A 20,005-nucleotide genomic window follows, 5' to 3' on the forward strand; every position below is an offset into this window, starting at 1 on the left:
ACTCTGTTTCCCTTAGCCAATGGATACATGATCAGACGCATCACGTTCTCCCACTTCGGCCAGGCGGCCTTCGCTAACCAGGGGTAAACTCACTACAAACCATCCGGGTTGCTCTTCAATAACCAGTTTGCCTTCGTTGAGCAGCTCATAACGGGTAGCCAGGTTGCCTAACCCTGCTCCGGCTACTTCGACACGCAGAATTTTACGCTGGAGTGTATTGGCTACAAACAGTCGCTGATCGGGTGTGGTGTAAATGCGAATATGCAGGGGTTTGCCGGGCAGAATCACATTATAACGAACGGCATTTTCGACCAGTACCTGTAACGTCAGCGGAGGGATAAGCCCCTGTTCGACCGCTGGGTCGATGGCTAAGTCCAGAACAAGACCGGCCTGGTAGCGCGTTTGAAGCAGATGAAAATACGACCGAATAAAGGCAATCTCGTTGCGGAGGGGCACCAGCCGGTGTTCGCTGGCCTGCAGCAGGTAGCGAAAAACCGCCGTCAACTCGTTCAGGAACGCATCGGCCTGAACAGGATTGTCGCCGATTAGCGACGAGAGTGAATTGAGGCTATTGAACAGGAAATGCGGATTCACCTGCTGTTGTAGCGACATGAGCTGGCTTTGCAGCGATACTTTTTCCAGCATACTGGTTTCTACCGTTTCGCGTTGGAGCTCCCGCAACACGTACCAGCCTTCGTACAAGGAAAAATAAATGAAATGGTAGAAAATCTGGATACCCAGATTTCGGCTCAGTTCGACGGGCGTGCTGAAGTACTGAAACGTTCCCTGAATCAGGAAGCGCACCACATGACGCAGGAACCAGGCAAACCCCACCAATACGGGCAGCGAAGCCAGCAGCCACCACAGCCGTTGGCGCGTGTTGGCCAGGCCAGGGTAGTACTGCTGAAGTCTGAGCACAACTTCCCGGGCTATTTGCCAGCAGATAATTCCGGAGGTGACCGCTACCGTAACATTGATCAGAAACCTGTGAAACGACAGGTTGAGATACAGGTCGAGCCGGAAAAAAACGCTCACGAAGATATAGAGCCCCACCGGGCCGAGTAAACGGAGTCGGAGGTCGTCGAAGGATTTCATGGCGCCGTTTCAGATTCGGGCTGGGTGGCCAGCAGCGGTAGGGTAATGACAAACTGGCCACTCGTTTCCTCGATCGTGATGTCGCGGTGGGCCAGCAACCGGTATTTGGCCGCAATATGGGTTAGACCAACCTTGTCGGAGGGAACGGCTATCGTTTTTCGTTGCAGGTTGTTTTGCACGATGAGACGCCCATCGCGGGTCAGAATCTCGATGATCAACGGTCGGTTGGGCAGAATAACGTTGTGTTTAACGGCGTTCTCAACCAGTAGCTGTAGCGTCAGCGGGGGAATCCGATACGCCAACTCCCAGTCCTCGACGGCTACGCGCAGTTCGATTCCGACACCGTAGCGGGTCTTGAGCAATTGATAATACGAGCGAATAAACTGAAGTTCCCGATCCAGCGTAGTTAATTCCTGGTCGTTGGCGCGCAGCAGGTATCGATAAACGCTGCTCAGTTCATCCACAAACTTCTCCGCCTGCTTTGGATTATCGTAAATCAGCATCGATAGCGAGTTCAGGCTGTTGAACAGAAAGTGCGGATTGATCTGGCTTTTCAAGGTGTCGAGCTGGTGCTGGAGTTTGTTCCGCTTCAGCCGTTCATTATGTTCGTATGTTTGCTGCCAGGCGTCGAGCACATAACTCCCTTCGTAGATCAGGAAATAAATGCTGTGGTAAAAAAGCTGAATACCGATGGCGTAGGTGTAATCGGATAAGGACTGGCTTATATAAAGCTCATCGTTGACGATCACGTGAGCTATCTGCCGGATCAGCCAGGCAAAGTTGACCAGTACCGGCAGGAGCAGAGCCATCCGGAGCAGTCGTCGACGGGTGTTGGCTAAGCCCGGATACCGGTTTTGCAGCCGGAGCGCCACCCAGCGAGCCACATTCCAGCAGATGTAGCCTGCCGTCAGGGCAATAAGGTCTGACCGGACCAGCTTACCGGCCGACAGTTCAAAGTACCAGTCCAGCCGAAAGAACAACGTGCCCACGAGGAACAAAACCAGCGGGCCGATTATTCGTAATTTTTTATCGTTGAGGACGTTCACGGGGTACTTTTGGGTATAGCTAGCAAAATAACATTTTTTTGCTTTACGGAAACAGAACGAAACGTAGATCCTGCCTACTCATAACCAACGCTATCCCTGCCGATGCTACCAAGGCGTTAGCGTACTGGCCGGGATCTGCGTAGGATACCGGCCTTCGTCGGTAAAAATCGGTTACCCATCTGGAATCACGGCGTGTCTGACGATTATACCGGCCCGGCGCTGTGCTTCTCCTTTTAATTTAAAATCAGCCGACTATCTTTATCGGTCTGATCGAGTCGCATCTGGTAGTACATATTCCTATAACCTATAAAACCAACAGCATTCAAGCCATGAAAAATCAGCCAACACGTCGCCAGTTTCTGGGCGCTACGGCAACACTCGTTTCGGGAGCGGTCATGAGTAGTAACAAGCTTTTCGGAGCGCCAGCCATCATTCGCCAACTGGATAAGCCTAATTCGTTGATCGACGGAGTGCAGATTGGAGTCATCACCTATTCGTTCCGGGATATGCCCGATCAAAGCGCCGAAGCTACTCTGCAGTATGTGCTGGACAGTGGCGTCAGCGCCATCGAGCTCATGGGTGGTCCGGCCGAATCGTTTGTGGGTGCCCCAAAAAATACGGTCGATATGAAAGCGGTTTCCCCTCTGATGCGGAAACGATTCCAGAAGCAGGAATTAACCGAAGATGAGAAAAAACAGCTCGCCGATGTGGATGCACAAATGAAAGCGTACCGGGCCGAAGTGGCTAAGTGGCGACTTTCGGCACCGATGGCCAAATTCGAGCAGGTTCGCAAGATGTATAACCAGGCCGGGGTGAAAATTTACGGTTTCAAACCCGATGCCTTTGGTGTACAAAGCTCCGACGCTGAAATCGAATACGGTATGCGGGCGGCAAAGCTGCTCGGCGCCAATCAGGTTACGCTCGAACACCCAGGCAACGATGCCCACACGCTCAAACTGGGGAAGATGGCTGAAAAACACGGCATTCGGGTTGCTTACCATGGGCATGAGCAGCAAACCCCCACATTCTGGGATACGGCCCTGGCGCAGTCACCGGCCAACGCCATCAACTTCGATCTGGGGCATTACGTAGCGGCTGGCAATCCCGATCCGCTGGTTTTCATCAAGCAGAAGCACGACCGCATTGCCAGCATGCACATCAAAGACCGGCAGACCGCCGATCATGGCAAAGGCAACCTGCCCTGGGGCCAGGGCGATACGCCGTTGACCCAGGTGCTGAAGCTGATGCGCGAACAGAAATATACGTTTCCGGCTACGGTCGAGCTGGAGTACCAGATTCCATCGGGATCGAACGCGGTGGCCGAGGTGAAAAAATGCGTAAACTTTTGCCGGAATGCTCTAAACGCTTAGCCGCAAACTCCCGACAGAAGCTGAGCCAGGAACAAGACGTCAGCTTCTGTCGGCCGACCTGCCCGATCAGTCGATAAAATAAGCGCGCATTTGGTCGATGAAGTCCTGATCGCGGTTTTGTTGCCGGGTGTTGATGTAAAACTCCGCATCCTGACCGACGACATAGCGCAACTGGTCGGTGCCGTCGGTAGCTGCCTGGTAAATGGCCTGCGCAACTTCGTTGGCGGTAGCCCGCTGCAGGTGCGCTGTGGGAGAAGCATACCGGCTCAAAAAACGTGTGCGTACGTCTTCGTATTCGGGCAGGGTGTTGGTGATGAAATCGAGTGAGGCACCGAAATTGGTTGACACGCCCCCCGGTTCGATAAGCTTTACCCGAACATTGATGGCCGATGACTCGTACGCCAGCGATTCGGAAAAGCCTTCCACCGCAAATTTGGAGGTATTATACAGGGTCCCGGTCGGTAATGCCACCCGGCCGCCAAATGACGACAGGTTAATGATTACTCCGCTTCGCTGAGCGCGGAAATACGGCAGCACCGCGCGTGTGACATCCATCAACCCAAATACGTTGACGTCGAACTGTCGTTGAATGTGCTCGCGGCTGGCGGTTTCAAAAATGCCGATGGAGCCATATCCGGCATTATTCACCAGCGCATCCAGGCTGCCGAAGCGGTCAAAGCCTGCTTTAACAGCCTGTTCGATGGAGGTCAGATCCTGCACATCCAGCCGGGTAATGAGTACGTTGTTGAATTGGGTTAGTTCGTTTTCCTGCTCGGGCGAACGCATAGTCGCGATAACATTCCAGCCATTCGCGGCAAACAGTTTACTGGCGGCTCTGCCGAAGCCGGAGGATGTACCGGTAATTAAAACGGTTTTCGTTGACTTATCCATGTTGGGTTGCTTTAACAAAACAAAGGTCCCAGGGAAGGAGCGAAGGGCTTATAAGAAAACCAACGGGGTTTATATGAAAATCAACGATGGTGCTGTTTCCGGAAACTGGCCGGGGTCAGCCCGGTGGCTCGCTTGAAGAAGGCGCTGAAATTAGGCTGATCCGCAAAGCCGATCGTATAGCCGATGTCTTGTAGGGTCCAGTCCGTCTGGAGCAGCAGGGCTTTACTTTCGTCCAGTAGTCGGTTTTTTATGTGTGCGCTGACCGGCTGACCGGTATGTTTTTTCAGCAGGGCGTTCAGGTGATTAGGCGATACGCCCAGATCGTCGGCAAATTCCCGGGCTGTTCTGATCCGTACCGGATGGGCGTAATGCAGGTTAGCGGTTTCTTTTTCCAGCAGATCGAAGAACTGATGTATACGCTTGTAATCGTCCGTGACGGCATCGGGAGTGGGAAAATTACCGACCCTGATGCTTTCGATCAGGATCAGTTGCAGGTAAGCCTGCATGGCATCGGTCATGAGTGGTCCGCCCGCTTGTTCGGCTTCATGCATTTGCTCAAACAACCGGATCAGCACCGGCGTGTCGTTGGTGCTGATCCGGATAACATGCTTGGCGGGGTCTGCAAAGAGCCGGTAGCGGTCGAGCGTGGTCCGCAGGTTCGGATACTCGTCTACAAAGGATTTCCTGAACAGACAGTAGTAGGATAAAAACTGATTACTCCGGCTTTGCCAGGAGATGATTTCTGAAGGCGGAATGAACAGGATCGTGGGTTCCTGAATTGCATACGTGTTGGTGCCTACGGTATACAGACCGTTTGCTTTTGTGAGCATCAGCACTTTATAAAAGTCCCGCCGGTTGGGCGAAAGATAATTGCTGGCCGAAGACAAATCGAGGCAGAAGGAGCGGATGGACCAGTTTTCGTAGTAATTCCGGACCACCGGTGTCTGGCTGGCATCCCGTAAAAAGGCAATTGTCTGAGTGGATGGCATCGGGTAAAAAATCAACGGACGACCGGGCCGGAAACCAGTACGCTAAGGACTTTTACAAAGATAACTGTCGCACACCAGTAAGTTAAAATTGGCCTTATAACCTACATCAGTAAACCATACAACAATCCATGAAATGTCTACTCCTGCTTACTTTCCTTTGGATGAGCCTGCTTTACCCGGCGCTTGCCGATGTTTCGATCGATCGGTTGGCCGTCGATTATCAGCCGACTCCGCTAGGGATCGACCAGCCTAATCCACATTTTTCCTGGCAGATGAACGCGCTCGATGCCAAGCGGGGATACTATCAGAAAGCCTACCGCCTTGTCGTCAGAGATTCGAAAAAGCAGCTTGTCTGGGATTCCGGAAAAATAAATTCGGGTTTGTCGCATGGCATTTCCTACGCGGGCAATGCTCTCCGGCCTACCACCCGTTACGACTGGACCGTGTCGGTCTGGGACAACTCAGACAAGCTGGCTACCAGTGGCTCGTGGTTCGAAACGGGCCTGATGAACCCGGCGATATCGGCCTGGTCGGGAGCTACCTGGATAGGGGGCGGTAACGACGATCTGGTCTTTTATTCGCACTACCTGTCGGTGTTTAAAATTCAGTATGGACTACAACTCGATAAAGCGACAAACTCGACGAAAGCCGCTTTTATTTTGGGAGCCAATGACCGCCGGCTGATGAACAAAGACCTAAACCTAATGGGTGTTCAGAATGCCAGGAACCAAAGCTACATCGCTGTTGAACTCGATATATCGGGGGTTAGTGAATCGGGCGAAGGGGTGGCCCGACTCAATCTATACCGGGCTGGGTATACAAAAGACGATCGGGCGGATGTTCCCGTGAAAAGCCTCGACATTCCGCAGAAACTGATCTCAAATACCAATAAATACGACAAACATACCGTGCTGATCGAATGCAATTTTGGCTTGTTCGAAATTTGGGTGGATGGTAAAGAAGAAGCCAACAAACTCCGGGAAAAAACAATGGAGCCTCAGTCGCCTTTTGGTCCGCGCGGTATTAACCTCAATCCTGTCGGTAGCGGCAATAATTTCATTAGTTTTCCGATGGTAGCCGATGTCGGGTTTAAAGCTGACGCCAACCAGACAGCCTATTTCTCGCAAGTCGAAATCCGAAACTTCCGCTTTCCGGCCAATGCCTTATTTACCGAAACCCTGGGTAGTCAGCCTTACAACGGTATTTTTAAATCGGGCAATCTATCCGTCGGCGATGGCCATTACACCATCAAAGGGCCGATGCTGACCACGGCCGACCCGAGCCGAAATGCGGCTCCCATGCTCAGAAGTACATTCACGACGCAGGCTAAACCCATCGCCAAAGCCCGGCTTTATGCTACGGCCCGCGGTATCTACGAACTGTATCTGAACGGAATTCGCATCGGCAATGATTATTTCAATCCGGGACTGACCCAATACAACAAACACCACATGTACCAGACCTACGACGTGACGAACGCGTTGAAATCGGGGCAGAAACAGGCGCTGGGGGCCTGGCTCAGCGAAGGCTGGTGGAGCGGCAACATCACCTATAGTGGCGAAAGCTGGAATTATTTCGGCGACCGACAGTCGCTGCTGAGCAAATTGGTGATTACGTACGCAGACGGGACTGAGCAGATCGTTACCTCGAACCCGAAGGAATGGAGGATCTTTACGGATGGGCCTATCCGATACGGGTCTTTTTTTCAGGGTGAGGTCTACGATGCGACGAAAGAAGCGCTGGTACAAAACTGGACCACAGTCGGCTACAATGATGCTGGCTGGAAACCCGCCGTCGAGGTGCCTCTGGACGGAACCGCTTACAAAGGAACCTTCACCGACTTTATGGGCCGGAAATCGACGCTGGACTATACCGATTTTCGGCTGATCGGGCAATTGGGCAATAATGCCGGAATTGTGAAAAGCCTGTCGGCGCAAAGTGTAACGGAAGTTCGGCCAGCGGTTTTTGTGTATGACATGGGCCAGAATATGGTCGGTTTCCCCCGGATTCTGATTCGGAAAGGTAAGAAAGGGCAGGTCATTACGATGCGCTATGCCGAAATAAAATACCCGGACCTGGCAGATTATAAAGGTAACACGGGTATGATCATGCTCGAAAACATCCGCGCGGCACTGACGCAGGATACCTACGTGCTGAAAGGGGGGGAGGAAACCATACAGCCCCGGTTTACTTTCCACGGCTATCGGTATCTGGAACTGACCGGGGTTGAGCAGGCCATTCCCGTAGCTGATATTAAAGGATTGGTTATCAGTTCTGTATCCACGTTGGCGTCGCAGTATAAAACCTCCAATGCGCTGGTCAATAAGCTATGGCAAAACATAACCTGGTCGCTTCGCAGTAATTTTCTCTCGATCCCGACCGATACGCCCGCCCGCAATGAACGCATGGGCTGGAGCGGAGATATTTCCGTGTTTTCGAAAAGTGCCACCTACCTGACCAATGCCGATTCGTTTTTGAGAAGACACCTGTTGGCCATGCGCGACGTGCAGGCCGAAAATGGCCGTTTTACCGACGTGGCCCCCATAGGCGGTGGTTTTGGCGGCACGCTCTGGGGCAGTGCGGGTATTGTCGTAGCCTGGGAAACGTACCGCCAATATGGCGACCTACAACTCCTAACTGAGCATTACGAGGCCATGAAACAGTACATCCAGTTTTTGGAAACCAAAATCGACAGGCAGACCGGTATCCTGAACGAGGGGCCTTTGGGCGACTGGCTGAGCCCCGAAGGAGCTAAGAACGACAACACCCTGTTCTGGATGGCCTATTTTACCTACGATCTGGACATCATGACCCGGGTAGCCACGCTGTTGGGTAAACAGCAGGACGCTGTTCAGTTCGGGAAACGACACCAGGAGATTAAGTCCGCCTGGAACGAGATTTATGTTGATAAAAAGACCCACAAAACCGTTAAGTCGGGCATGAAGACGGGGTTTATGGGGCCGCCCAGCCAGCAGCCACCGAACCAGCCATCAGACAAGGGTCAACCGATCGACACGCAGGCTTCCTATGCCATTCCGCTGGCGCTGGGCGTGTTCGACGACGAGTCGAAGCCGTTTGCTGCCCAGTATTTAGCTGAATCCGTCCAGCGGAAAAACAAAGATGATGGTGGAGTAGAGCGGCCCGCCTATTCGCTGATGACGGGCTTTATCGGAACAGCCTCGATCACTGAAGCGCTCTCTGAATCGGGCCAGTCGGCCATGGCTTACCGGCTGCTGCAACAGCAGGATTACCCGTCCTGGCTGTATTCGGTAGTAAATGGGGCAACGTCCATCTGGGAGCGCCTGAATTCGTATACGGTTGAGAACGGATTTGGCGGCAACAACAGCATGAACTCCTTCAATCACTATTCGTTTGGGGCGGTGGCCGCCTGGATGTACAATTATTCGCTCGGTATCCAGCGGCATCCGCAACGAGCTGGTTTCAAAGAAATCGTCCTGAAACCGACGCCCGATCCAACCAAAAAAATGACGTTTGCGAAGGGGTATTACGATTCCATTTATGGCCGCATCAGCAGTGCATGGAAACTCACAGGAAATGGCTGGACGTATCAAACGACCATTCCGGCCAATACGACGGCCACGCTCTTTTTACCAGCTAAGGATATCGGGCAGGTCAAAGAAAAAGGCAGAGCCATCCGGCAATGGAAAGGGGTAAAAGAGGAAAGAGACCAGGTTATCATACCGCTGACTTCGGGCTCTTATTCGTTCGACATTCGCGATTGACGAGGCCGTTTTTCTGTTAGCTGAAAGGCGAATTTTCTGCCGGCTAATCGAAAAAAAACAGCCGTAAACTGCCCAAAAAGCGTTATTTCTGCGATGAAAACAGACTTTTTTTTGTTCTATTGGTAGAACGTAAACAACATACAACAAGCGATAATGGAGTCACTTAACCTTTCGCAAACAGCTTATGCCAAGCCCGCCCGTGCTACCCGCCGTAAGGTCGATGGAGCCGCCACGGCCGCAATGCTGATTCAGATGGCCAGCGAAATTTTATCGGCTTCGCCGACCCTGCGCCATCAGCTTAACATAACCCTGACCGATTTAGCCGCAGCCGACAAAGTTCGCAGGGAGCTGACCCGGAAAACCAATTCGCTGCACTGACTGAACGGTCTTTTTATCAGACAAGCCAGCCCAGGTCGACCTGGGCTGGCTTGTCTGATAGGGGATATGCTGATTAGAGTCGCTAGCCGGTCGATGGCTTTGCCATAAGGTTACACGTTCGTTGAACAGCACGTATCAACTGACAGCCACACGCTTAAAGCGTACGCAGTTTAATATTTCGGAACCAGACATTGGTATTCCAATCCTGCAAACCAATTCGCCCGGCCAATTTGCCCTTACTGAAAGGAGCATCTTTCAGTTTACTGGCGGCCACGCGCCGTTTCCAGTCGGTGCTGGTCAGGTCATGTTCCTGAACCACAAAGCCGTTCAGGGTAACCGTCAGCTTATTTTTTTTCACCATAACATCTACCTGGTTCCAGCTACCCAGGGGTTTGGGCTCCTGCATGCGCACATCCGCTATGCCAAAAAGATCGCCGGAGCTATGCCCATGTTCTACCGCTTTCTGATATAGCGCGTCGTCGCCAACCTGAACCTCCAGCGCCGTGGTATACACTTTGGGATACTGCGGAGCTTCCTGGACAAAGAAAAAGAAGCCACTATTGGTATATTTTTCGATCTTGAACTCGGCTTTGAACTCAAAATCACCCGAAACGGTGGCGTCTGTCACCAGGTCACCGGCGTCGCGCGGTTTGTCGCCTGCCGTGGCCGGTACGTCCAAGTGTAATACCCCCTGTTCAATTTTCCAGGATGCGGGCACGCCCTTGCCGTTGTAGGTGTGCCAGCCTTTAAGATCATGGCCATCGAATAATAACTTCCAGCCCTCCTTTTTTTCCTGTGCCGATAGGGTGTTGAGCTGTTGAGCCTGAACAGCCGTCGTGGCAAACCACAGGAGTAGGCCTACTGTTGAAACATGGAAAGACATAATTAGTAGTGTGCCCTACCTCCCGGAAGAGCGATGAATAGGGTTAGTGTTCACTGAAAGAAAGGATAAAGTGAACGTTACTTACTCAGGCTTTCAGCCAGAAGCACCGGTCCGACGGGGAGGTGAACTCGAAATAGATTGTGGATTAAAGCGAAACTGCCGATTATCAGATCGATAACCGGCAGTCGCGAAGTGGACAGAAATAAAACGTTTCGTACGCCGATCAATAGGATTCATACTGGTACGTGATCCGCTCCAAGATCGTATTCGACGTACTGATCGTGCGCGAAATGGGTAAATGAGCCGCGTTGTAATTGTACTGATAGGTCGTTACCGATGGGGCATTCGAGGTTGTATAGGTCAGTATGTTGTTTCGGCTCAGGTTGAGCCAGTTGTCCAGCCCGCCATAGTAATAGATCTGATTAGTAGGAAGCTGTTGCCGAATGTCTATGATATAACCCAGCGGTTCAGGGATAAAGTACAACCCGTAAAACGGATTTAACTGATCATCGTAGGTAAACGAATCGTCTGAGTCGACGGTGGAAATAAAACTGCCAATGTCATTGGTTGTACGCTGGCGATGAAAAGCTGTTAGGTTGTCACCTGTGAAAACGATGTTACTTAAGGTCAGATCGTCTCGGCGAACAACGCCTGAGCCGGTGAGAAAAGTAGGGCTTAGCTGTTTCTGGTAATTTTGCAGCTTATTCTGAGCCGTAAACTGAGGAAGCGCCGTATACGTTAAAATAGGCGTACCCGGCGAATCGCTGTCATTATAATATTTTATAGCTTCAACCTGCCCATTGGCGTTGTACGTTATCTTGTGTTGCTCCGTCGTGCCGCGATAGAATGAGGGTCGGGTAATCGTGCGTTGATGAAGAACCAGGCGGTTCTGCGCGTCGTACTGGTAGGTATTACGCTCGACAGGACCCTGGCTGCTATCGGGAATCAGATAAGCGACGATCGAACCAAGTCGTCCCTGAAGGTCATACTGAAACGCACTGACCTTTACCTGATCATTGCCCAGACCAAGCACATGAGTGATCGTTTTGACCCGAAGACGGACATCCGATGCCCCAGGGGTGACGGCTGGTATCCGGTGATCGGAACAATCCAGTAGCGCTATTGCGATGAATACCCAGGTCAAATACCGGACAATTGGTTTGTGTATCATTTTCGTTACAGACTAAGAGGAATGGAATAGATGAACGTAAAAGCAATGAGCGGAGTGACTAAAGCACCTTATACGGCCTAAATATAGGATGCTTCCTGCGGAAGGCTGACCAAATGACCTAAATCTGACAGCAATTGTCCCCAAATTGTAAAGGCAGTCTGAACCGAAGCCGCTGGAGGGACTGCTTCGGTTCAGACTGCCTTTACAAAAAAGCGCGTATGCTGTCGCCAGCATACGCGCCTGAATCCTGCTGGCATTCGCCTAGCGACGGCCTCCACCGATATCGGCACCGACTTTTATACCCAGATAAGCGTTTTCGCTGGTGATTTGCACATTGGACAGATTATCGGAACTCGGTATGATGTTGAATTCGACCGAAGCGACAAAATGGCCCGCTTTAAGACCGGCCCGGGCTAGTCCGCCAAATTTTGTGTCGCTCACCAGTTGGATATTCTGGTTAGGTTGCCCGTTGTTGCTAATAACGACCGTACCGGCTGCGCCAATCGTATACAACCCGAGCCCTATGCCCAGAAAAGGCCGCACGCTCCCTGCCGTAAACAGATAGTTGCCGGTCAGCAGATAAGACGTATAAGTGCCTACATCACCCGTGACCACATTACCGTTTTGCTGAATGCCTCGTGCCACCGACGCCAGTTCCAGTCGAAGACCCAGGTCGAAATGGTCGGAAAGACCGTATTTGGGTTCGACGGCAGCCAGAAAGCCACCCGACACCCCAGCCTTAAAGGGCTTGGCATACCCAACGGATACGTTTACTTTAAAAGGTTTGTACTCCTGGGCTGAAGCTGAAATGGCCACCAGCAAAAGCATACCTGCCAGATAATTTCTCATTGCTACTCGTATTATTAGTGAATGAATAATGATGAACGGCTTTATAACTGGTCCAGGAATTATGTTGTTTAACATGAGCTGAAATTACTGTGCGTGGCGAAGGCGATTCCATCAGGAGAAAGTAAGTCAGAAAGGGCTACACACTCTTCGCCGTTTCGCTGGGCTTCTATGCTGCCGGGTAACCTGTTGACCTCTGTTTAGACCGTATTTACTGGCTACCTGTTCGGTTAACATGGCAGGACTGCCGCTATGCCAAATGGTAATTGTTTGTGCTTCTATCGAAGCATATTTTTTATTCTTCAAGGTAAGCAATTTGTACTGGATGATATTGAAGCTCCTCTGATTGGTTAGCCTCCCGTCTAAATTACCTATCCCTGCTTACCTACTGCCGACTCAGCATTATTGTTTTGAGGAAAATACAGCCTTGATCCGGGCAAATTGTACCACGGCTGACTACCGTTAGCATACTGACGTTTATCGTCCCCCCAAAGCGACTGATATAAGAACGGGGCTTACCGTCTCCAATCCTGTGGTACTTAGGTTAACCGTGTTCCCGTCATATGGGGTTTAACTATAAGATCGCACGAAAGCCACCTCCCTGAGACAGCAGGGCTTCACCTACCACTCGTTGGTCTCGTAGCTAACGGGTAAAAACGTGGATTGTGGTCAAAAATGGCACAAGCGTGGTAGTATTTGGAACACCTGTTATAACCCCCCGGGGCCAGGCCCGCTTAGTTTTGTGCAGTTTTTTAAGCCTCTGCCCTTATTAATTGATCAACGGATTTCTGTTTAGCCATTTTTACTCTGTCCGCATTAACATGCAACACGTTTACCCGTTAAAAAGAACCTCACACGGCCTACTGAGAGCGCTCGCCAATCGGAAGCGCCTGTCCCTGTATCGACACTGGGTCAGGCAGATTCCGACTTATTCAGGCGTTTTCCCTTCCCAGTGCTCCAGGTATCAATACTGGCTGCTGACAAGTCTGTTGTTGCTAACGATGGCTCATCAACCATTGCGGGCTCAATGCTTTTTACCTACCGACATCACCCAGAATGTCCGCTCCGGTGATGTAACAAGTGCAGATGTCAATACTGATGGGCGAATGGATCTGGTAACGACCCTCCTGGACGAGGATAAAGTGCGGGTGCATCTGGCTTTGCCCGGTGGAGGCTATTCAATTACTGACTATGCCGTAGCCGACGGGCCCTATGATGTTGCGGTAGGTGATGTCAACGCCGATGGCCGACTCGATATTGTGACGGTGACCCCACTGGGCACGGGTGGCCGGGTGAGCGTCTTACTGGCTCAACCAACTGGCGGCTACGCCCGTACGGACTTAGCCGTCGGAGGTGGCTCCAACGCGTTGGCCATCGGGGATGTCAATGCCGATGGTCGGGTGGATATTGTCACCTCGAGTAGCTTAGCCGACAGCGTAACGATCTTGCTCGCCCTGGCCGGGGGAGGCTACTCGCGGACCGACTATATTGTGGGGAACAGTCCTCAGGATGTAGCCATTGGCGATGTCAATGCCGATGGTCGGATGGACATTGTAACGAACAACAGCGATCCAAACCAGGGCTATTTGCTAAACGTGATGCTGGCCCAGGCCAATGGCGGCTACATCGTCGTCGATTATCCCGCTATTGATTTTCCCATCTCGATTGCCCTGGCGGATGTGAACGGTGACTCCAGAACGGACATCGTAACGGCCAACTACACCGGTTTAAGCATCTCGGTGTTCCGGGCGCTGGCCGGAGGTGGTTTTACGCGCACGGACTATGGGGTGGGATCAACCCCCGTGTCGGTCGCCGTACGGGATGTTAACAGCGACGGCCGGCTCGACATCGTAACGGCCAACCTCGGCGCTACCAACGTGACGGTGTTACTGGCGTCGACTGGGCCAGGCGGCTACTCGCGTTCCGATTATGCCGTGGCTGGTGCACCTAACAGTGTAGCTGTGGCCGATGTCAATGGGGATGGACGGCTCGATGTCGTAACGGCCAACAATACCAATAACCTGACACTGCTGCTCAACAGTACCCCGGTAGCGATCACCAGACAGCCCGGCTTTGGCTCGACTGTCTGTCCGGGCAGTAACGTATCTACATCCGTGAGCGCAGAGGGGCTTGGCCTACGTTATCAGTGGTACAAAGACGGGAGCTTGGTAACAAGTCAGACATCCGCTACGCTCACGCTGACCAACGTGCAGAACGCCGATGCAGGGGACTATGTAGCGGTCGTCACGGGTTGTCGGAGTGTCACCTCTACGTTGTTCAGTTTGGTTGTTAACCCCCAGCCATCCCAATTTACGGTGACAGGCGGAGGGACCTATTGCAGTGGCGGTGCCGGGGTAGCGGTAAGCTTGCCCTCTTCGCAGACGGGGGTTAATTACCAGTTGCTACGCAACGGTTCGGTAATCGGTGGTCAGGTGAAAACGGGTACGGGAAACGCCATCAGTTTCGATAATCAGACCGTCGCAGGCATCTATACCATCGTGGCCAGGAACCTCAACACTGGTTGCCAGCAGACAATGACAGGTTCGGTCAGCGTCAGCATCGCGCCTTATCCCGATTCCCGGTTCACCCGGTTAGCCAGCGCTTACTGCTCCAGCGATGCGCCCGTAGCCCTGACGGCCATCACAACGGGGGGCACTTTTACCGGTCCTGGGGTTTCGGGCAGTACGTTCAATCCAGCTAATGCGGGCACGGGGGGGCAGGTTAGTTATGCCGTGACGGTCAATGGGTGCACGGCTAGCTCATCACAGAATGTTGTTGTCAACACTCAACCTATCCCAGATCTGACCAATGACGGTCCCCTAAGCTGCATGAAGATTAGTGTGTTGCTGACCGCCAGTGGGGGCAATACGTACCGGTTTAGTGACGGCGCTAACCAGCAGGGAGATAACACGGGGACTACGGCCACAGTAACGAGTGCGGGCGTATATTCAGTTACAGCCACGTCGGCTGCTGGCTGCTGGGCTACAGCCAGCTCTACTGTGACAACTAGTGGTGATTTACCACTTACGTTCATCAGTCAGCCAGCATCCGCAACCAGCGTTCCGGTTGGCGCTACGGTTGAGACCAGCGGAGCGGTCTCAGGCCCGGCAATCTACCAGTGGTACAAAGATGGGCTTGTCGTTAGCGGCCAGACCTCAGCGACGCTCAGTCTGACCGATGTGCAACTGAGTCAGGCGGGTTCGTATTCGCTGGTGGCTACCAACGCCTGTAACAGCGTAAGCTCTACCGCGTTTGGTTTAACGGTGATTGCATCGGATTTAACGCCTGTTCTGTATGCCCGGCCAACGGTGTTAAACGGCAATGCCTTGATGACGGTGGTTGTCGATGTATTTGAAGTGGGTGGTGTTCCCAGCACGGGCCCCATTAGGCTAAAAATCAGTCAGGACAGTAAGCTATCGTTGAGTTTACCCAGCAGCGCTACGTCGGTAGGAGGGCGTCCGGTCAATAATAGTGTCTGGCAGTTGAGCGGCCCGCAAGGTGGTTATTACACGCTGACCACCAGCCAGACGGTTGAAGCAGATAAGCTGTTGAGTGTAGGCTTGGAGGGTTTATTTCAGCCCGGGGCTACCTCCGGTAAGCTGGTGGTGAGCGCTACCTTACTAATGGACAATGAGCAACAGATGGACAATAACAGCGACGCCGATAAAATAGATTACTTTCAGCAGTAATGCTGCTAGATACGGGTGCTTATTGATAGGTTAGCCCCTGAAAGACTACAACCTGAAACGGGCAAAGCGGTGCTGGTACTGTCTCAGCATCGCTTTGCCACTTATTAAGCCAGAAGCTCCTTTTTGTCCCTTTTATCCACAGGGCTTTCAGGAAGGGCGTAGTTATTTGTAATTATGGAATGACTCTTATGGGTAAATGAGTCACCTTCGACAAATTCAATTCCTTCGCTTTTCATATCAATCAACGCACTATCACGGGTTGCAGCAAATTATGCAAACCCAGCATCGTCAAGCCGTCTCCCAAGTCTGTATACCTCATCAAGGGACACATCAGCTCCCTTTTCTTTTAACAGTTGAACGACCTCAAGCAGTATTATTTAAGGCCTGAGGGAGCAAATCGAGTTTTCAACCTGTCTTATCAGTATAATGTATGAAACAATATAAAATCAGAAGTATGCAAACGAAAAACCGCCAACATTACTGAAGGCGGTTTTTCGTTGTAACTGGTTGATTTTCAGAGAGCCAGTGGAGGGATTCGAACCCCCGACGCGCTTGCGCATCCTGATTACAAATCAGGCGGAATCGACCGCTATCCGACACTGGCAACAACTAGTCAATCCGTTTCCGAATTGTGATGCAAAAATAGTGCGTTTAGACGGAAGGTGCAAGGCAGTGACTAAAAAAAGCAAAAAAGGCAGTGCGGGTTTCGCCCGTCTGCCTTTTTTGCTTTCTAACTGTTCTTAAGCTTGCGCCACCCGTAGCTGATGCCGGAGTTCGGCTAGTTGCTTTTCAGCGTCCGCAATTTTTCGATCGATGTCCGCCCGGAGTTTATCGGCGTTTTTCGAACGGGCAAAAAACTCGATGTTATTCCGGTAAGTCGCAATGTCGTTCTCAATGGCTGTAATTCGCCGACGGATATCGCTCTCGCGTTTGTTGCCGCCATCGCGGTCACCCCGGTTGAAATCGCGGTCACGACCACCGCCCCGAGTGGCTTCGGCTTCGCTTTGCAGCATGATCCGCTCTTTATCTTTTGCCGGAATTTTGCCGGTTGCTCCCACCAGTGCGTTCACTGCGTTGATGTAGCGCTTCTGGATCGACTGCATGTCCTTTTTAGGAACAAACCCAATCGAACCCCATTCTTTCTTAAACTCGTTGAGCTGCGAAAGGTCGGCGTTGGCGGTAGCTGCCGCTTCGATGCGTTCGATGAGCGCCGTTTTCTGGGCCAGGTTCTCTTCGAATTCACGCTCGGTTTCCTGATTTTTCGATCGTTTTTTGTTGAAAAACGCATCACAGGCCGCTTTGAAACGGTCGAAAATGGTGTTTTTCTGTTTTTCCGGAACCTGACCGATGTTTTTCCACTGGCGTTGCAGTTCGATCACGGTCTGGGTGATTTCGGGCGATTCCTCGCCAGCCGCCAGAATGCCTTCGACCTGCTCACAGAGTTCGGTTTTAGCCCGCAGATTTTCTTCCCGCTTGCTTTCCAACTGCTTGAAAAATTCTCCTTTGTTATGGAAGAAGGTTTTCAGAGCGGCCCAGAACTTCTTGCTCAGTTCTTTACCTTCCTCGCGGGGCATTGGCCCTTTGATGGCGTTCCAGCGGTCCTGTAGGCCCATCACGACTTTCGTCTTGTCGTTCCAGTCGTTGATGCTGTTCGAGGAGAACGAAGTAATAGGCACCAGCTCTTCATAAATGGCCGACTTCTCTTCGTAGAGTTGAGCCGATTCTTTTCGCTGTTCGTTGGTTTGGCCCCGACGTTTGTCGTAAAGCACATCCAGTGCCGCTTTCATGCGACCCCATAGCACTTCCTGTTCGGCTTTAGGAGCGGGACCAATGTGCTTATATTCTTCGAATAATGCATTGGCTTCGTCGATCGTCTGGCGCGTAACGGGTGTTTCATCCGATGCTTTGGCCATGGCCTCGACTCGCTCGATCACTTCGGCTTTAAGGCTGGCATTTCGTTTCCGATCGAGCTCTTTCAACTCGAAATAAATATTCCGGTTGCTGTAATAGCGGTCGACCAGCGCATGATACGTAGCCCAAAGGGTGGCGTTGTGCGGAGAATTCATATTCCCGGCCGCCTTCCATTCGTCCTGAATTTTTTTGAACTCGTTCCAGCTTACCTTCGGATCACCCGCGTTGTTCTCGTCGGTTTCGACCAGTTCCCGCAGCCGGGTCAGCAGTTCGGTTTTCGAGGCAAAATTGGTATCTTTGGCTTTATCCAGGTTCTGGAAATACGTGTTTTTCTGGCTCTTGATCTGCTTATACAGCTCGTCGAAGCGCTGAACGGAATCGTCATATTTATAGTCGAACCCTTCTTCCGCACCCGTATCGGCGATGTAAGCCTGAAGAGCCGCTTCGCGTTCGGCCCGCTTCATCTGATCGAACAGCGGCTTCACTTCTTTCAGCACCTGATCGGCCTTCTTGAAATCGCCGGGCGTGACCGACGCAAGGTTAATAGCCGCCAGCTGGGTTTCGAGCAGGTTGACAAAGTCGGCCTTTGCAAACTGGCTATAGTCGATGGCCGGGTGGGCGGCCGTGTCATCCTCCGCTTCGGGCACATCAGCATACTGCGCTCCTAACTCGTCGCTGTCGGCGGTTTCCTCGCCGGGTGCAGGAGTTGCCGATACCGGGAGGTCCGGAACGTCTGCATCAGCCGGCAATTCAGCGGTTGGCTGAGCTGGGGCAGCAGCTTCAACGACATCACTCGTTTCGGTCGACGCGGGCTCATCGGTCGTTTCGGCCGATGGAGCACTGTCGGCGGTTATTGCAGAAGGCGTACTTTCTGTCTCGTCGGATAAAGGTGTTCCCGGCTGATCGTCCGTTTGTGGCGCAGTTGTCGCTGTGGCCATTGGCTCAGCGGCTGCCTCTTCCGGTTGCGATTCAGCATTGGTTACCACATCAGAAGTCACCCCGGCAGGAGCGTCCTCAGGGGTTGTTGTCGAGGGTTCGGGAGTAGTTACTGCCAGCGGCCCGGTTGCCGGAACAGTGGTTTCCGGTTGCTGGTTAATTTCCTGTTCTTGGTTTGCCATGTTGGGAACGTACCGATTACTTTTGCAAAAGTACGATAATATGCGAATTATCTTGTCATACACTCTATCGAAAAGCCATTAAGCCAATCTTGACCAATGTCGGCTGCAATCAGCGATTTACGCAATGAATATACTTTGAGCGGGCTGGATAAAACAGACGTTTTGCCGCACCCAATCGCTCAGTTCCGGCAGTGGTTCGACGCTGCCGTAAACGCACACATCCCCGAGCCTAACGCCATGCACATCAGCACCATTACGGCAGAAGGTCGGCCAGATGGACGTATCGTGCTGCTGAAAGATGTTTCCGATACGGGCTTCACGTTCTTTACCAATTACGAAAGTCGTAAAGGCCAGGAACTGGCTGCACACCCGTTTGCCGCGCTAACGTTTTTTTATCCCGAACTCGAAAGGCAGATCCGAATCGAAGGGCGGGTCGAAAAAATAAGTGCTGCCGAATCCGACGCGTATTTCAATAGCCGACCGCGTGGCAGTCAGATTGGCGCCTGGGTTTCGCACCAGAGCACGGTTATCCAGGACCGGGCGGAACTGGATAACCGCCAGCGCGAGCTCGAAGCCAACTTTGCGGATCAGGCCATTCCGCGCCCACCGTACTGGGGTGGCTACCGGGTTGTGCCCGACGCGGTGGAATTCTGGCAGGGCCGTCCCAGCCGGTTGCACGATCGAATCCGCTACCGCAAGGAAGGCGACAACTGGCTGATCGAGCGGCTTTCTCCATAATAGTATTTAAACACAGAGCAGTCCGCCGTTGCGGCACGGAGAACACAGAGGAATAGAAAAACTCCATGCTCTCCGAGCCGCAACGGCGGACCGCTCTGTGTTTAATCACACGTACGGTAAAAACCGAAGCGGGGTTG

General features: G+C 52.2%; 13 protein-coding genes and 1 tRNA gene. 5 read left to right on the forward strand and 9 right to left on the reverse strand.

Annotated features, from left to right (window positions below):
• Positions 1 to 12: 12 nt before the first annotated feature.
• Together ACYVC2_RS08385 and ACYVC2_RS08390 are read right to left on the reverse strand one after the other, a co-directional pair.
• Positions 13 to 1,095: a sensor histidine kinase gene (locus tag ACYVC2_RS08385; RefSeq protein ID WP_461101856.1), complete on the reverse strand. Its 1,083-nt coding sequence runs from the start codon at positions 1,093 to 1,095 to the stop codon at positions 13 to 15.
• Complete coding sequence (locus tag ACYVC2_RS08390) at positions 1,092 to 2,141, reverse strand: sensor histidine kinase (protein ID WP_461101857.1); 1,050 nt, start codon at positions 2,139 to 2,141, stop codon at positions 1,092 to 1,094. Before ACYVC2_RS08390 ends, ACYVC2_RS08385 begins: the two co-directional genes overlap by 4 nt.
• Positions 2,142 to 2,470: 329 nt before the next feature.
• Between ACYVC2_RS08390 and ACYVC2_RS08395 the strand changes: the two genes are divergently transcribed.
• A complete protein-coding gene (locus tag ACYVC2_RS08395) occupies positions 2,471 to 3,511 on the forward strand; it encodes a sugar phosphate isomerase/epimerase family protein (RefSeq protein WP_461101858.1) in 1,041 nt (346 codons plus the stop codon).
• Positions 3,512 to 3,577: 66 nt separating this feature from the next.
• Here ACYVC2_RS08395 and ACYVC2_RS08400 read toward each other — a convergent pair whose 3' ends face one another.
• A complete protein-coding gene (locus tag ACYVC2_RS08400) occupies positions 3,578 to 4,402 on the reverse strand; it encodes an SDR family oxidoreductase (RefSeq protein WP_461101859.1) in 825 nt (274 codons plus the stop codon).
• Positions 4,403 to 4,482: 80 nt separating this feature from the next.
• A complete protein-coding gene (locus tag ACYVC2_RS08405; protein WP_461101860.1) occupies positions 4,483 to 5,391 on the reverse strand; it encodes a helix-turn-helix domain-containing protein in 909 nt (302 codons plus the stop codon).
• 128 nt (positions 5,392 to 5,519) lie between these two features.
• Here ACYVC2_RS08405 and ACYVC2_RS08410 point away from each other — a divergent pair, with 128 nt between their 5' ends.
• Both ACYVC2_RS08410 and ACYVC2_RS08415 read left to right on the forward strand, forming a co-directional pair.
• Positions 5,520 to 9,134, forward strand: coding sequence for a family 78 glycoside hydrolase catalytic domain (locus ACYVC2_RS08410; RefSeq protein ID WP_461101861.1), 3,615 nt, complete (start codon positions 5,520 to 5,522; stop codon positions 9,132 to 9,134).
• A 153-nt stretch (positions 9,135 to 9,287) separates the two neighbouring features.
• Positions 9,288 to 9,512 (forward strand): hypothetical protein, encoded by a 225-nt coding sequence (locus tag ACYVC2_RS08415; RefSeq protein ID WP_461101862.1) that lies wholly within the window; start codon positions 9,288 to 9,290, stop codon positions 9,510 to 9,512.
• Between the two features lie 154 nt (positions 9,513 to 9,666).
• On the opposite strand, the gene ACYVC2_RS08420 is transcribed toward ACYVC2_RS08415, so the two are convergent.
• From ACYVC2_RS08420 to ACYVC2_RS08430, 3 genes are all read right to left on the reverse strand, one after another.
• Positions 9,667 to 10,395 (reverse strand): 3-keto-disaccharide hydrolase, encoded by a 729-nt coding sequence (locus ACYVC2_RS08420; RefSeq protein WP_461101863.1) that lies wholly within the window; start codon positions 10,393 to 10,395, stop codon positions 9,667 to 9,669.
• Positions 10,396 to 10,618: 223 nt separating this feature from the next.
• A complete protein-coding gene (locus tag ACYVC2_RS08425) occupies positions 10,619 to 11,566 on the reverse strand; it encodes a hypothetical protein (RefSeq protein ID WP_461101864.1) in 948 nt (315 codons plus the stop codon).
• 261 nt (positions 11,567 to 11,827) lie between these two features.
• On the reverse strand, positions 11,828 to 12,415 hold the full coding sequence (locus ACYVC2_RS08430; protein WP_461101865.1) for a hypothetical protein: 588 nt from the start codon (positions 12,413 to 12,415) through the stop codon (positions 11,828 to 11,830).
• A gap of 998 nt (positions 12,416 to 13,413) precedes the next feature.
• Here ACYVC2_RS08430 and ACYVC2_RS08435 point away from each other — a divergent pair.
• On the forward strand, positions 13,414 to 16,101 hold the full coding sequence (locus tag ACYVC2_RS08435; protein ID WP_461101866.1) for an FG-GAP-like repeat-containing protein: 2,688 nt from the start codon (positions 13,414 to 13,416) through the stop codon (positions 16,099 to 16,101).
• Between the two features lie 520 nt (positions 16,102 to 16,621).
• Here ACYVC2_RS08435 and ACYVC2_RS08440 read toward each other — a convergent pair.
• Together ACYVC2_RS08440 and ACYVC2_RS08445 are read right to left on the reverse strand one after the other, a co-directional pair.
• Positions 16,622 to 16,705, reverse strand: a tRNA-Thr gene (locus ACYVC2_RS08440).
• Positions 16,706 to 16,841: 136 nt separating this feature from the next.
• Complete coding sequence (locus tag ACYVC2_RS08445) at positions 16,842 to 19,130, reverse strand: DUF349 domain-containing protein (protein ID WP_461101867.1); 2,289 nt, start codon at positions 19,128 to 19,130, stop codon at positions 16,842 to 16,844.
• A gap of 96 nt (positions 19,131 to 19,226) precedes the next feature.
• On the opposite strand from ACYVC2_RS08445, the gene pdxH reads away from it, so the two are divergent.
• Positions 19,227 to 19,868: a pyridoxamine 5'-phosphate oxidase gene (gene pdxH, locus ACYVC2_RS08450; protein ID WP_461101868.1), complete on the forward strand. Its 642-nt coding sequence runs from the start codon at positions 19,227 to 19,229 to the stop codon at positions 19,866 to 19,868.
• The last annotated feature ends 137 nt before the right edge of the window (positions 19,869 to 20,005 follow it).

The sequence above is a fragment of the Spirosoma koreense genome, from assembly GCF_054777875.1.